At 42.9% G+C, this 12,376-nt stretch carries 14 protein-coding genes; 2 read left to right on the top strand and 12 right to left on the bottom strand.

Going from position 1 to position 12,376, the window contains the following annotated elements:
* Positions 1–6: 6 nt before the first annotated feature.
* The 5 genes from ACW0JX_RS22995 to ACW0JX_RS23015 all read right to left on the bottom strand — a co-directional run bounded on the left by ACW0JX_RS22995 (position 7) and on the right by ACW0JX_RS23015 (position 2,985).
* The gene (locus tag ACW0JX_RS22995; RefSeq protein ID WP_459245090.1) at positions 7–420 is read right to left on the bottom strand and encodes a DUF3888 domain-containing protein; all 414 of its coding nucleotides are present in this window, start codon (positions 418–420) and stop codon (positions 7–9) included.
* A gap of 93 nt (positions 421–513) precedes the next feature.
* Complete coding sequence (gene moaD, locus ACW0JX_RS23000) at positions 514–747, bottom strand: molybdopterin converting factor subunit 1 (protein WP_000621772.1); 234 nt, start codon at positions 745–747, stop codon at positions 514–516.
* A gap of 2 nt (positions 748–749) precedes the next feature.
* The gene (gene moaE / locus ACW0JX_RS23005; RefSeq protein ID WP_000185943.1) at positions 750–1,214 is read right to left on the bottom strand and encodes a molybdopterin synthase catalytic subunit MoaE; all 465 of its coding nucleotides are present in this window, start codon (positions 1,212–1,214) and stop codon (positions 750–752) included.
* On the bottom strand, positions 1,211–1,726 hold the full coding sequence (gene mobB / locus ACW0JX_RS23010; RefSeq protein ID WP_459245091.1) for a molybdopterin-guanine dinucleotide biosynthesis protein B: 516 nt from the start codon (positions 1,724–1,726) through the stop codon (positions 1,211–1,213). Before mobB ends, moaE begins: the two co-directional genes overlap by 4 nt.
* Positions 1,696–2,985, bottom strand: coding sequence for a molybdopterin molybdotransferase MoeA (locus ACW0JX_RS23015; protein WP_459245092.1), 1,290 nt, complete (start codon positions 2,983–2,985; stop codon positions 1,696–1,698). Before ACW0JX_RS23015 ends, mobB begins: the two co-directional genes overlap by 31 nt.
* A gap of 83 nt (positions 2,986–3,068) precedes the next feature.
* Here ACW0JX_RS23015 and moaC point away from each other — a divergent pair, with 83 nt between their 5' ends.
* Positions 3,069–3,554 carry a cyclic pyranopterin monophosphate synthase MoaC gene (gene moaC / locus ACW0JX_RS23020; protein WP_000094153.1) on the top strand — a complete coding sequence of 162 codons (486 nt, stop codon included), beginning with the start codon at positions 3,069–3,071 and terminating at the stop codon, positions 3,552–3,554.
* A gap of 37 nt (positions 3,555–3,591) precedes the next feature.
* Here the strand turns inward: moaC and ACW0JX_RS23025 are convergent, their stop codons facing one another.
* The 6 genes from ACW0JX_RS23025 to ACW0JX_RS23050 form a co-directional block, all read right to left on the bottom strand.
* Positions 3,592–4,605 (bottom strand): molybdopterin-synthase adenylyltransferase MoeB, encoded by a 1,014-nt coding sequence (locus ACW0JX_RS23025; RefSeq protein ID WP_016080015.1) that lies wholly within the window; start codon positions 4,603–4,605, stop codon positions 3,592–3,594.
* A 16-nt stretch (positions 4,606–4,621) separates the two neighbouring features.
* Positions 4,622–5,635, bottom strand: a complete 1,014-nt coding sequence (gene moaA, locus ACW0JX_RS23030) for a GTP 3',8-cyclase MoaA (RefSeq protein ID WP_089171859.1) — start codon at positions 5,633–5,635, stop codon at positions 4,622–4,624.
* Between the two features lie 198 nt (positions 5,636–5,833).
* Positions 5,834–9,745 (bottom strand): BclA-related collagen-like exosporium protein, encoded by a 3,912-nt coding sequence (locus tag ACW0JX_RS23035; RefSeq protein ID WP_459245093.1) that lies wholly within the window; start codon positions 9,743–9,745, stop codon positions 5,834–5,836.
* 117 nt (positions 9,746–9,862) lie between these two features.
* Complete coding sequence (locus ACW0JX_RS23040) at positions 9,863–10,186, bottom strand: hypothetical protein (protein WP_001110852.1); 324 nt, start codon at positions 10,184–10,186, stop codon at positions 9,863–9,865.
* 20 nt (positions 10,187–10,206) lie between these two features.
* Positions 10,207–10,431: a spore germination protein gene (locus tag ACW0JX_RS23045; protein WP_000512463.1), complete on the bottom strand. Its 225-nt coding sequence runs from the start codon at positions 10,429–10,431 to the stop codon at positions 10,207–10,209.
* A gap of 78 nt (positions 10,432–10,509) precedes the next feature.
* Entirely contained in the window at positions 10,510–10,815 is a 306-nt protein-coding gene (locus ACW0JX_RS23050; protein WP_000141254.1) for a rhodanese-like domain-containing protein, read from the bottom strand.
* A gap of 197 nt (positions 10,816–11,012) precedes the next feature.
* Here ACW0JX_RS23050 and ACW0JX_RS23055 point away from each other — a divergent pair, with 197 nt between their 5' ends.
* Positions 11,013–11,195: a hypothetical protein gene (locus tag ACW0JX_RS23055; RefSeq protein WP_000171889.1), complete on the top strand. Its 183-nt coding sequence runs from the start codon at positions 11,013–11,015 to the stop codon at positions 11,193–11,195.
* A 49-nt stretch (positions 11,196–11,244) separates the two neighbouring features.
* Here ACW0JX_RS23055 and ACW0JX_RS23060 read toward each other — a convergent pair whose 3' ends face one another.
* Positions 11,245–12,369, bottom strand: a complete 1,125-nt coding sequence (locus ACW0JX_RS23060; protein ID WP_459245094.1) for a homoserine O-acetyltransferase family protein — start codon at positions 12,367–12,369, stop codon at positions 11,245–11,247.
* Positions 12,370–12,376: the final 7 nt, after the last annotated feature.

Below are 12,376 nucleotides of genomic sequence, written 5' to 3' on the forward strand. Positions count from 1 at the left end.
CCGCTCTCAATCATTAGAATGAGCTTTCATTTTTTCTTTTTTGCGAGCACAAATCTTTTCTACAACATCATTAGAAACATTTTTTTCTCGCTCCACATTTTTTACCTTTATATGATCTAAATAATCCTCCAAAATAAGTGTAACTTTGTCATTTGGCGGATTATGCGCCCCTTGAAATGTAAGAAATTGTAGCGTCACTTCAAATCTAGGAACAAATTCATCTTTCCTGCCGAGACGCTTTATATTTATAACTGCATCACATTCATATTGATCTTCTGTCACTTGTCTAATAACCGAATAGTACCTATTCAATAACGCACTCTCTAAAAGCTGTTCTCTTGATTCTTTCGCGAAAGAATCGCTTGGAGAAGAGAAAAAGATAGAACATATCGCTGTAATAATTACACATATTTTTTTCATAACGTCCTCCTTATCCTATAAGTTAGTGTTCTCAAAAACGCCATAAAAAAACGACTTCCCCTACTTAGGAAAGTCGTTTTAATGAATCCAATATTAACCACCACTCACTGGTGGTATAAGTGCAACCACATCACCATCTTGGACCCTGTCATCTTCATTTGCGTATTCTTCATTAATCGCAACCATAATTGGCTCTGAAACTGGTACATTATATTCTTTCGCAACAACATCTTTTAACTCTGCAACCGTAATATTTTCTTTCTCTATTTGTAATTCACTTGTTCCTGCCTCTTCTTGCAAGTGCGCAAATAACAATACTCGAATCATACTTATAGCTCCTTCCCAGGCTCTCCCGCCGGATATGGTGTTTTTTCTAATTGATCACCAATCCATGAGTCACCATCTTCCCAAAACTCCTTTTTCCAAATCGGAACAATTTGTTTTATGCGTTCCATAATATATTCGTTTGCTTCATAAGCCGCTTTACGGTGTGGTGTTGAAACAGCAACAACAACCGCTATATCAGAAATTTGCAACGTACCGATGCGATGTGTAATCGCAACATATGTACCCGGCCATTTCTCTTTCACTTCCAGACCAATTTTCTCTAGCATCTTTTCTGCCATCGTCTTATAAGCAACATACTCTAAGTATAATGTACGACGCCCTTTCGTAAACTCTCTAACCGTTCCAATAAATGTTGTAACAGCACCGCATTCACGTCGAATCACTTTCTTCGTTACCTCTTCAATCGAGATTTCTGTATCAATTACTTCATAATATGTATTTGTCATTTCGCACTCCTAACCGTTTGTAAAAACCAGTCTATGTACAACTCTTCTTCTGTTATATGAAATACTTTATATTCTTCTCGTATATTTGCCGGGACATCATACCACGTAATAATCGCCACTATATTTTCTACTTTATGTAAAAGTTCAACGTCTTCCGCAGAACGAAGTAACACTACTTTCGGGTAGTTCTCTTTTTTACAGCCCTCTATTAAAATTGTATCCACTTCAAAAAACTCATATAAGCGAATAATTTCTTGCAAGGACCATTTCTTTCTTAGTGAAGAAAGTGAAAGCAATCCAGCACCTTCTACACTACTTACGACAGCACCAGCTTTACGGTGTCTTTCGCTATCTTTTTGCGCTACTTCTGGAAAACCTCCGTGCCCGTGATGTTTAATTGTAGCAACTTTTATTTCACTTTCAGCTAACACATGCACAATTTTCTCTACAAGTGTCGTTTTTCCGCTATTTTGATATCCTACTATTTGTAAGATTGAAGGGGCTTTGCCCATGGCCAATCACATCCCTCAGAGTGCTCTAACAATAATACGGATACTTTCATCCCAGTCTCAAATCCTCTCGTTCCTCCAGGTAACACGATAAAAGCATTCGCATCTGCAAGTGAAGATACCGCACTCGATTTATCTAAACCAACCGGCATCGCTTGTAACGCCCCGTCCACAATCGTTACGTTTGCTCTTACGAAACGAGTAAATGGATTTGGCTTTGAAAAATCTTTTTGTAAAATAGCATCCGCTCTATATACGTGAGGTTCCTTCGCATACAAATACGTTTTTATAATTGGATGCACAAATAATTCAAAGCCTACATAACAAGCAGACGGATTTCCTGATAAACCGAAAAGTAACTTCCCATCAACTTCAGCTACTGTCGTTACACTTCCCGGTCTCATCGCTATTTTATTAAAGAGTACATTCGCCTGTAACCTTTCATAAATAGCTGGTAAGTAGTCATAATCTCCTACTGATACACCGCCTGTTGTAATTAAAATATCGACCTCATCCATCGCTAATTGAACAGCTGTAAAACATGCATCTAGCTCATCGGCGAGTTGACCATAATAACGAACTTTCCCGCCAGCTTTCATAATTTGAGCTGCGATCATATACGAGTTACTATTTCTAATCTTCCCCGGTTCTAAAGGCTCATGTACTTCTAATAATTCACTTCCTGTTGTTACAATACCGACAACAGGCTGTTTTACAACTTTCACAGTGCTATATCCAAACGTTGCTAGTAAGGCCGCAACACCTGGATTAATTGCAACACCTTTCTTAACGAGAACTTGATTTTGTTTTATGTCTTCTCCTTTAAACGACACATTGTCACCGTTATTAAAAGGGCGTTTTAACTTCATATATGTTTTCCCGTTCTTCTCAAACCCTTCTGTCAGCTCGAGCATTACGACTGCATTACATTCTTCTGGAATAGCTGCTCCTGTCATAATGCGAATCGCTTTAAAAGCTCCTACTTCTTCTAAAAAAACAGACCCCGCCCCGATTTCTCCTATTACTTCAAATTCAATTGGATTTTCTTGGGTTGCTCCTTTCGTATCTTCTGCTCGAATGGCGAAACCATCGTAAGGGGAACGATCAAAATGAGGAACGTCATGATCTGAGACAACATCTTCCCCGAGAATTCTCCCGTAACTTTCCGTAATAGAAATTTCTTCTACTTCACCATGCTTCGCATATTTCATTACCCGTTCTACTGCCTCAGCAACTTGAATTGGAATTCGTTTTTCTACCATCGTTTCTCACCTCATATTTGCAATTTTTTTTATCTCGATTAAACTTTATGTATTCAATAGAAATTACTTCAAGGAGGAATTCCATGTCTTCATTTACACATTTTAATGACCAAGGACGCGCAAAAATGGTTGATATAAGCGATAAAAAAACAACCGTTCGAACAGCAATTGCGTGCTCTAGCATTGTCGTTACGAAAGAAATTTACGATAAAATCTCTCACAATGAAATTGGGAAAGGTGACGTATTAGCAGTTGCGCAAATCGCAGGCATTATGGCTGCGAAACGAACTTCTGATATTATCCCAATGTGCCATCCTTTATTATTAAAAGGTGTTGACGTTTCTTTCGATTGGAAACAATCAGAAGAACAATATCGTTTACTCATTGAAGTAAAAGTTAAAACAGAAGGTAGCACCGGTGTTGAAATGGAAGCTTTAACAGCTGCTTCCGCTACCGCTCTTACTGTGTATGATATGTGTAAAGCTGTCGATAAAGGTATGATTATCGGCGAAACGTACTTACTTGAAAAAACAGGTGGAAAAAGTGGAGATTATACGAGAAATTCATAATCCTCTCTCCGTTGAACCTAAAGGGTTTCCTTTAGGTTCAACCTATATACCTTGCATATAAACTTTTCGCTACATTCATATCATTCGTCCCATGAATAAACGCCCTGCCATCTGTAAATAAAACAAAACGATATTCTTCTACCGGAAATGATAATAAATAAGGTGTCGCCTTTATCTCTACGCTTCTTTGTAAGCGCTTTTTAATTTCTTCTAAATTAAAATTCTTCCGCACACCCGGGCGAATTTGTACTGTATTTCGCCCACATAACACTTCTGTTTTTGTTTGTGCTTCAAATGTTAAGCTCGGATATGTACGTAACCTTCCGCAAGATAAACAAGTATCTTTTTTCTGCCTATTCACTTTAAATGCCATCTGTTGATTATTCCAAAGATCAAACGATAACATCGTTTCACGAAGCGCCCCAAAGTCTTCTACTAATATTTTCAGCGCTTCCGTAATTTGATGCGCAACTACTAATTGTACTGCCGGTTGTATAATACCAGCTGTGTCACATGTTGCTCCGCTCGCCGGATGCTCCATTAAACAGCGAAAACACGGTGTTTTCCCTGGTAAAATTGTATACGTTACTCCGTAACTCCCGACGCAACCACCATATATCCATGGAATATTATACTTTTGTGAAATATCATTAATGAGAAGACGCGTTTCAAAATTATCTGTCGCATCTAATATTAAATCTACATCACGCACTAACTCTTCCATTTCTTGCACCGTTACATCCGTCACAACCGGATTTATTTCCACCTCAGAATTAATTGCTTGTAAATGTTCTGCAGCCGCTATCGCCTTCGGTTTATACTGCTTTGCATCTTCTTCCGTATATAGTTGTTGTCTTTGTAAATTACTCCATTCTACATAATCCCGATCAGCAATCGTTACTTTTCCAACCCCTGCTCTAACAATCGCTTCTGCATTGGCCGCACCGAGAGCACCAGCACCTATAATAAGCACATGCTTCTCTCTTATTTTTCTCTGTCCTTCTTCTCCAACACCAGAAAATAATATTTGTCTTGAATATCGCTCCTGCATGCGATAGCCCCCTTTCTTATCCTCCTATATAAGACATTTCGATTTTCGGACGATTTTTTGCACTTTCTTCTGTCCGTTCATCCGAATACCTATCTTTTCTATTCATCCATACATCTTGTATAACACTTAATAACTCCTCATCCGACAGATTCCCTCTAAGAAGTTCTCTTACATTCAAACCCTCTGTCGCAAATAAGCACGTATAAAACTTTCCATCTGCCGAAATTCTCGCCCTCGTACAAGAGGCACAAAATGACTCAGAAACAGATGTAATAAAACCAACTTCAACATTTGTTCCAACATACCGATATCGCTTCGCAACTTCACCAAAGTAATGGGCTTCAGCTGGCTCAAGCGGATACACCTTATGAATCATCTCAATCAATTCTCGCTTTGTAACCACTTGATCAAAATTCCACCCATTTGTACTACCAACATCCATAAACTCAATAAACCTAAGCGTGATTCCTTGCTCTTTAAAATACGCAGCCATCGGAAGTACTTGATGATCGTTCATCCCTTTTTTCACAACCATATTTATCTTTACTTCCAGCCCCGCCTCTTTAGCTGCTATAATTCCCTTAATCACCGGTTTCGTATTAATATTTCGACCATTAATATTCTTAAATATGTCGTCATCTATCGCATCTAAACTAACATTCACTCTATGTAATCCAGCTTCTTTTAATGCCTTCGCTTGTTTCGTTAAATGGATAGCATTTGTAGTTAACCCTATATCTATTAGCCCATCAATTTTCACAAGACGTGCAATAAGTTTTGCTAAATCTTTACGAAGTAGTGGCTCACCGCCAGTAATTCTAATTTTTCGTACACCGATGTTAACAAATAATTTTGCCAAACGCTCAATTTCATCAAAAGTTAGTAAAAACTCATCTTTCAAAAAAGCATAATCTGGCCCAAATATTTCCGCTGGCATACAATATGTACATCTAAAATTGCAACGATCAATGACAGATATACGTAAATCTTGAAGTGGGCGTCCAAAAAAATCTTTAACCATCTCCTGCATCGCCACCCTCCCTTTCTGCCAAATTTCTTTCTTTTCATTCTATTATAATATATTTTCGAACTGCGATGTTTTTGCTCAAGTGAATAAAGTGAAACTTTAAATAATTAGAGGGTATCCACTCCCCCTGGTTAACGAGTTTACTTACAAGTACAAGGATAAAAAACCTTGAAACATAAAAGTTTCAAGGTTTTCTGCTTATTAACTTAATCTAATAATAGTTAGAGTAGCCCCTGGCGTTGCCGTAGATAATGTAGCTACTGCAACTACTCCAAATAACTGTAAGCTAACAGCAGCTCCAGCAGGCAAGTTAGCGATTATTGTTGCACTAAATGAACCAGTAGCGACTGTCGGGGCATTTATCGTTCCTGCAAGCGGACTGCCATTTACAGTTATACGAGAACTTACAAGTAAACCTGCCGTTAAATTAATTGTATAGGCTATATAATAGTTTCCTGCATTCGCAACTGTAAATACAGTATTTCCACCACTAACGGTTATTCCTGGGCCAATATTTTGATTGTTCGGTAATGGTACGTTCGTACCACCTAATAAAACGGAAATAGCGGTTCCTGATGTATTATTCGCAAACGCATACGTTGCAGTTGTACTAACTCCAGTCGCCCCGGTCGCTCCTGTTGCTCCAGCTCCGGTTGGACCTGTATCTCCAGTTGGACCTTGTGAACCGGTTGCTCCTGTAGCCCCCGTTGGACCTTGGATTCCTTGCGGGCCTTGAATTCCTTGGGGACCGGTCGCTCCGGTTGCTCCTGTTGCTCCCGTTGGACCTTGAATTCCTTGCGGGCCTTGGATTCCTTGTGGGCCTTGAATTCCTTGGGGACCGGTCGCTCCGGTTGCTCCTGTTGCTCCCGTTGGACCTTGAATTCCTTGCGGGCCTTGAATTCCTTGGGGGCCTTGAATTCCTTGGGGACCGGTCGCTCCGGTTGCTCCTGTTGCTCCCGTTGGACCTTGGATTCCTTGCGGGCCTTGAATTCCTTGCGGGCCTTGTGGGCCGGTCGGACCTATGTCACCTTGCGGACCTTGGATTCCCTGTGGGCCTTGTGCTCCTGTTGCCCCCGTCGCTCCTTGGATTCCTTGAGGACCTTGTGGACCTTGAATTCCTTGCGGGCCGGTTGGACCTATGTCGCCTTGTGGGCCTTGAATTCCTTGGGGACCTTGTGCTCCTGTTGCCCCCGTTACTCCTTGGATTCCTTGCGGACCTTGAATACCCTGTGGACCGGTTGGACCTATCTCTCCTTGAACACCTTGGATTCCTTGCGGACCCTGTAAACCCGTCACTCCGGTTGCTCCCGTTTCTCCTGTCGCTCCTGTCACTCCAGTTGAGCCTGTCGCCCCGGTATCTCCTGTTACTCCTGTCGCACCTGTTGCTCCTGTCGGGCCAGGTGGTCCACCTGATGGACCTGTCACTCCCGCCGGACCTGATGGCCCCGTTGGGCCGGTCGGTCCTGCAGGCCCTCCTGACGGGCCAGTCACCCCTGTTGGACCGGTTACTCCTGTTGGACCGGTAGTTCCTTCTCCCGTCGCTCCGGTTGCTCCCGTTTCTCCTGTTGCTCCCGTCGGACCTTGCACTCCTTGAATTCCTTGTGGTCCTTGCACTCCTTGTGCTCCTGTTGCTCCTTGAATCCCTTGTATACCTTGCACTCCTTGTGCGCCCATCGGACCTGTTGGACCAATCGCCCCTTGTATACCTTGCACTCCTTGGGGCCCCTCTGGACCTGTTGCTCCTATTTCCCCTTGTATACCTTGAATTCCAGTTGCTCCTTGTGCTCCTGTTGCTCCCGTTATCCCTTGCACACCTTGTATTCCCTGTATTCCTTGTGGACCTTGTGGGCCTGTTGCTCCTACCGGTCCTTGAATGCCTTGTATCCCTTGAGGACCCTCAGGACCCGTTGCTCCAACTGGCCCTGGCACACCTTGTATTCCTTGCGGGCCCTGAAGTCCCTCTGGGCCTTCTGGACCTGTTGGACCTATCTCTCCTTGTATCCCTTGGATTCCAGTTGGACCTTGTGGCCCAGTCGGACCTATGTCACCTTGCGGACCTTGGATTCCCTGTGGGCCTTGTGCTCCTGTTCCCCCTGTCGCTCCTTGGATTCCTTGAGAACCTTGTGGGCCTTGAATTCCTTGTGGGCCTGTTGGACCTATGTCGCCTTGTGGGCCTTGAATCCCTTGCGGACCTTGATCTCCAGTGGCCCCCGTTACTCCTTGAATTCCTTGGGGACCTTGAACACCTTGGGGACCCGTCGGACCTATCTCTCCCTGCACACCTTGGATTCCTTGCGGACCTTGTAAACCCGTCACTCCGGTTGCTCCCGTTTCTCCTGTCGCTCCTGTCACTCCAGTTGAGCCCGTCGCCCCGGTATCCCCTGTTACTCCTGTCGCCCCAGTTGCTCCTGTCGGGCCAGGTGGTCCACCCGATGGACCAGTCACTCCCGCCGGACCTGATGGCCCCGTTGGGCCGGTCGGTCCTGCTGGTCCTCCAGATGGTCCTGTTACCCCTGTCGGACCAGTTACTCCTGTTGGGCCTGTAGTGCCTTCCCCTGTCGCCCCAGTTGCTCCCGTATCTCCTGTTGCACCCGTCGGACCTTGAATTCCTTGTATTCCTTGAGCACCTTGCACTCCTTGTGCACCTGTTGGGCCTTGAATCCCTTGTATTCCTTGCACTCCTTGTGCGCCCATTGGACCTGTTGGACCAATCGCCCCTTGAGCACCTTGCACTCCTTGGGGACCCTCTGGACCCGTTGCTCCTATTTCTCCTTGTATACCTTGAATTCCAGTTGCTCCTTGTACTCCTGTTGCTCCCGTTATCCCTTGCACACCTTGAATTCCCTGAATTCCTTGGGGACCTTGTGAGCCTGTTGCTCCTACCGGTCCTTGAATTCCTTGTATCCCCTGTGGCCCCTCTGGACCCGTTGCTCCAGCTGGCCCCGGTACTCCTTGTATTCCTTGCGGGCCCTGAAGTCCCTCTGGGCCTTCTGGACCTGTTGGTCCTATATCGCCCATTGGACCTTGTATCCCTTGAACTCCTTGTGGTCCTGTTGCTCCTGATGGCCCTGGTACTCCTTGTATTCCTTGTGGACCTTGATCTCCTGTTGCTCCTGTGGCCCCTTGAGGACCTATAGCCCCCTGTATACCTTGTGGACCTTGATCTCCTGTTGCTCCCGTTCCCCCTTGAATACCCTGAACTCCTTGGATTCCTTGTTCACCAGTTATTCCTGTCGGACCAGGAATACCTTGAATCCCCTGCGGTCCTTCTGGACCTGTTGGGCCAATTGGCCCTTGAATTCCTTGTATTCCTTGCAAGCCCTGTGCTCCCGTACTTCCAGTCGGACCTGTAGTTCCCATTGCTCCTGTTACCCCTGTACTTCCTGTAGCCCCAGTACTTCCCGTTGCTCCAGTCGCACCTGTACTTCCACTCGGTCCACCACCCGGACCTGTCGCACCAGTTGGCCCCGTTGGACCAGGAGGTCCTCCAGATGGTCCAGTTATCCCTGTTGGGCCTGTTATTCCAGTCGGACCTGTTAGCCCCTGACCCGTTGCTCCGGTTGCACCTGTATTTCCACTCGGTCCTTGTGTTCCTTGTATCCCTTGTGCTCCTTGTATTCCTTGTGGACCAGTTGCACCCGGTAACCCTTGGACGCCTTGAATTCCTTGAGGTCCCTCAGGTCCCGTCGCTCCAATTGGCCCCTGTAATCCCTGTATTCCTTGTATACCTTGTGCCCCAGTCGCTCCCGTTGGACCAATCGGCCCTTGTAACCCTTCCACCCCTTGAGGTCCTGTCGCTCCAGTTTCTCCTTGTGGTCCTCTCAATCCTTGTGGCCCCTGCTGCCCTTCTGGTCCCGTTGCGCCTATTGGTCCAACTGGCCCTTGAATCCCTTGCACACCTTGAGGTCCAGTCGGACCCATCTCCCCCATTGGACCTTGAAATCCTCTCGGTCCTTGCGGTCCAGTCGGACCTTGTGGACCTGTTGGACCAGTAATCCCTATACCTGTAAATCCAGTTGGAACAGGGGGGAAAGTAGGTCCAATAAGTTCGGGTGGAATTCTAAAATTAGAGCTTAACGAATTTTGCTTCCGATTATTATCACGATTCTTCACACTTTCACCACCTACAAACCGTCTTTTTCATAATAAATAAACCTCTTCTTAATCTATTTACAAAAATAATCTCCAAGACTATTTTTATTTCAAATAAATAAAAACTCCCTTAATTCCTTAAGGGAGTCCTGCAATTGAATCCATATTATCTGTATTAGGGACAGCTTGCGCTATACCCGATGCATTTACACTTTGCCCCATATTTGTTCCTGTTACAGTACCAGCAGGAGTGCCTCTTGTATATGTTGTCGTCACCGAATCACCCGGCTGTAAACAAAGCTTCGTCTCCGTCCCTATTACTGTAACAACATCAATCCAAGTGCACCCCATTGAACCACTATATGATTTCGAAGCAGTAAATGAAGTATCACTCAAATTATCACCTGTAAATATATTCCCAGTATTATTAACAATAACAAATTCTTTTATATGCGCAGGCATAATTACACTCTACCTTTCCTTTATGAACCTAACGTACGTGTACTTGTTGCCAAAGGCGGAAGAAATACCGATGTTCTAATCACCGCTTCTGGCTGCCTTTTTCCATTTAAAAAAATAGCCGCACTCGATCCTCCAGCACCTGCATATACTTTCGCCACAGCTAAAGGCGAGATATCATAACAGTCACCGACATTAACAGCGCCTGTATTATTAATAATTTTCACTTTACGCAAATTAATTCCCATTTCCCCCTCCTCCTTTTTTATACTGTATGCAAAAGAAAAAAACTTGAAACAGACTCGCTTCAAGTTTTTAACTATTAACTATTTCGTTTCACCTTCATATTGAAGCATACCGCCAACCATGTTCACTGTTTTAAACCCTTGCTCATTTAAATAATGACATACATTTTCACTGCGCATTCCCGAACGACAAATAAAGATATATTCATTCTCTTTATTAAAGAAATCTACTTTATGTGGGATATCGCCCATTTTAATATGTACAGCTTCTGGAATCTTTCCTGCCGCTACTTCTTCATCTTCTCTTACGTCTACTAGAAATAACGTTTCTCCATTTTCTAAACGCTCTTGTACCTCTTCTGTAGTAATTGTATTAACTTCTGTCATATGTAGTTCCTCCTTATATACAATAAAACCTTTAGTTTCTTTTTCACAAACATTCTCTACCAATTTTAGCACGCAAAAGAAAGAACGCAAAGAATCGAAAAACTATTTCTCAATTTTCTCTAAAAATTTATTCTTTACAAACATAACTAGCACATTGTATCCTCAATATACTTGTTTTATGAAAGGAGTCGATTAAAATGACGCTTTTTCTTTTCATTATGGGCATTGTGTTCTTACTCGCTGCAATTATTGCTCTTAGTATGAAAAATAATAGAAAAATAAACTCCCCACAAGAAATGTCATTCTTATTTCTATTGCTCAGCATAGCGTTTTTCGGTATAGCAATCGCTACATATATTTTCCGTCTACAAATTATGTAAAAAAAGGTGCCTACTACAAACATTGCACCTTTTCCCCATCATTTGTCTTTTACACAAAACTAGATACTTTCCGATTCAAAAATTCATAAACCTTTTTTTCAAATAAATGAATATCAAATGCTCCTGCCATATGCCCATTTATACTTTCAATCTCATACACTTCCGCATATTTTCCTTGTTTTTGCAAAATATCTACCATTTTATAATTATAACGAGACGGCTGAAGCAAATCTTGTTTACACGGAATCATAAGTACATTCGCTTCTATGTTAGAAAGAGATTCTTCTAGTGAAGAAAACCCATGTGCAATATCATGCAATAAAACTGCCTTCGCAGTATACATCCATGAATTTGCATCTACTAACTCTATACTTCTATATGTCGCTGTATTTATCTCTTTTTCAAATGATGTTAATGTAGAAAACTTTTCATAAGGTTCTATCTCGATACTATTACGAGGAAATGCCATTTCATAAAAATGCTCATCAAACGCATTCATAAACATCATTCTACTCGCTAAATGAAGCCCCTTTATAGGCTGCTCTTCTCCATATTTTCCATCTTTCCAACTTGGATCCAGTTGAATTGCCTCAATCGCATTTTTTGCTACGTTTACAGACGTAATAATTGGATTTTGTGGGTTCGTAATAACGCCAATCATCCGCTCTACCATATGTGGATAGTGAACCGCCCATTGTTGTGCAATCATTCCCCCCGCCGACGGTCCGATTACAGCGTGTAACCTTGAAATTCCCATACCTTTTATTAACTCATATTGCATACGAGCTACATCAAGAAATGTAAAAACCGGAAAATCCATAGCATATTCTTCTCCAGTTTCTAGATTAATCGATTTCGGTCCTGTTGTAATCACATATGGATTCCTCGCCTGCACATTACAAAGGTTATCCGTACATATAACAAAATACTTATTTGTATCAATTGCTTTCCCAGGTCCAATGAGCCCATCCCACCAACCAGACTCCTCATCATGCACTGTATATTTTCCTGCCGCATGACTTGTTGCACTAAAATAATGACAAACCAAAATCACATTTGACCTTTCTCTATTTAACGTACCATATGTCTCGTATCCCATTTGAACAGGAATTTCTCTGCCATTTTCAAACGCAAACTCTTTTAAAACAAATTTCTCTTTTTTTACAATTTGCACAGACTCT

This window comes from Bacillus sp. C-3-6 (assembly GCF_054509685.1).

Coding starts and splice junctions, on each gene's coding strand:
- ACW0JX_RS22995 (WP_459245090.1), bottom strand. CDS start 420: ATGAAAAAAATATGTGTAATTATTACAGCGATATGTTCTATCTTTTTC.
- moaD (WP_000621772.1), bottom strand. CDS start 747: ATGATTCGAGTATTGTTATTTGCGCACTTGCAAGAAGAGGCAGGAACA.
- moaE (WP_000185943.1), bottom strand. CDS start 1,214: ATGACAAATACATATTATGAAGTAATTGATACAGAAATCTCGATTGAA.
- mobB (WP_459245091.1), bottom strand. CDS start 1,726: ATGGGCAAAGCCCCTTCAATCTTACAAATAGTAGGATATCAAAATAGC.
- ACW0JX_RS23015 (WP_459245092.1), bottom strand. CDS start 2,985: ATGGTAGAAAAACGAATTCCAATTCAAGTTGCTGAGGCAGTAGAACGG.
- moaC (WP_000094153.1), top strand. CDS start 3,069: ATGTCTTCATTTACACATTTTAATGACCAAGGACGCGCAAAAATGGTT.
- ACW0JX_RS23025 (WP_016080015.1), bottom strand. CDS start 4,605: ATGCAGGAGCGATATTCAAGACAAATATTATTTTCTGGTGTTGGAGAA.
- moaA (WP_089171859.1), bottom strand. CDS start 5,635: ATGCAGGAGATGGTTAAAGATTTTTTTGGACGCCCACTTCAAGATTTA.
- ACW0JX_RS23040 (WP_001110852.1), bottom strand. CDS start 10,186: ATGCCTGCGCATATAAAAGAATTTGTTATTGTTAATAATACTGGGAAT.
- ACW0JX_RS23045 (WP_000512463.1), bottom strand. CDS start 10,431: ATGGGAATTAATTTGCGTAAAGTGAAAATTATTAATAATACAGGCGCT.
- ACW0JX_RS23050 (WP_000141254.1), bottom strand. CDS start 10,815: ATGACAGAAGTTAATACAATTACTACAGAAGAGGTACAAGAGCGTTTA.
- ACW0JX_RS23055 (WP_000171889.1), top strand. CDS start 11,013: ATGACGCTTTTTCTTTTCATTATGGGCATTGTGTTCTTACTCGCTGCA.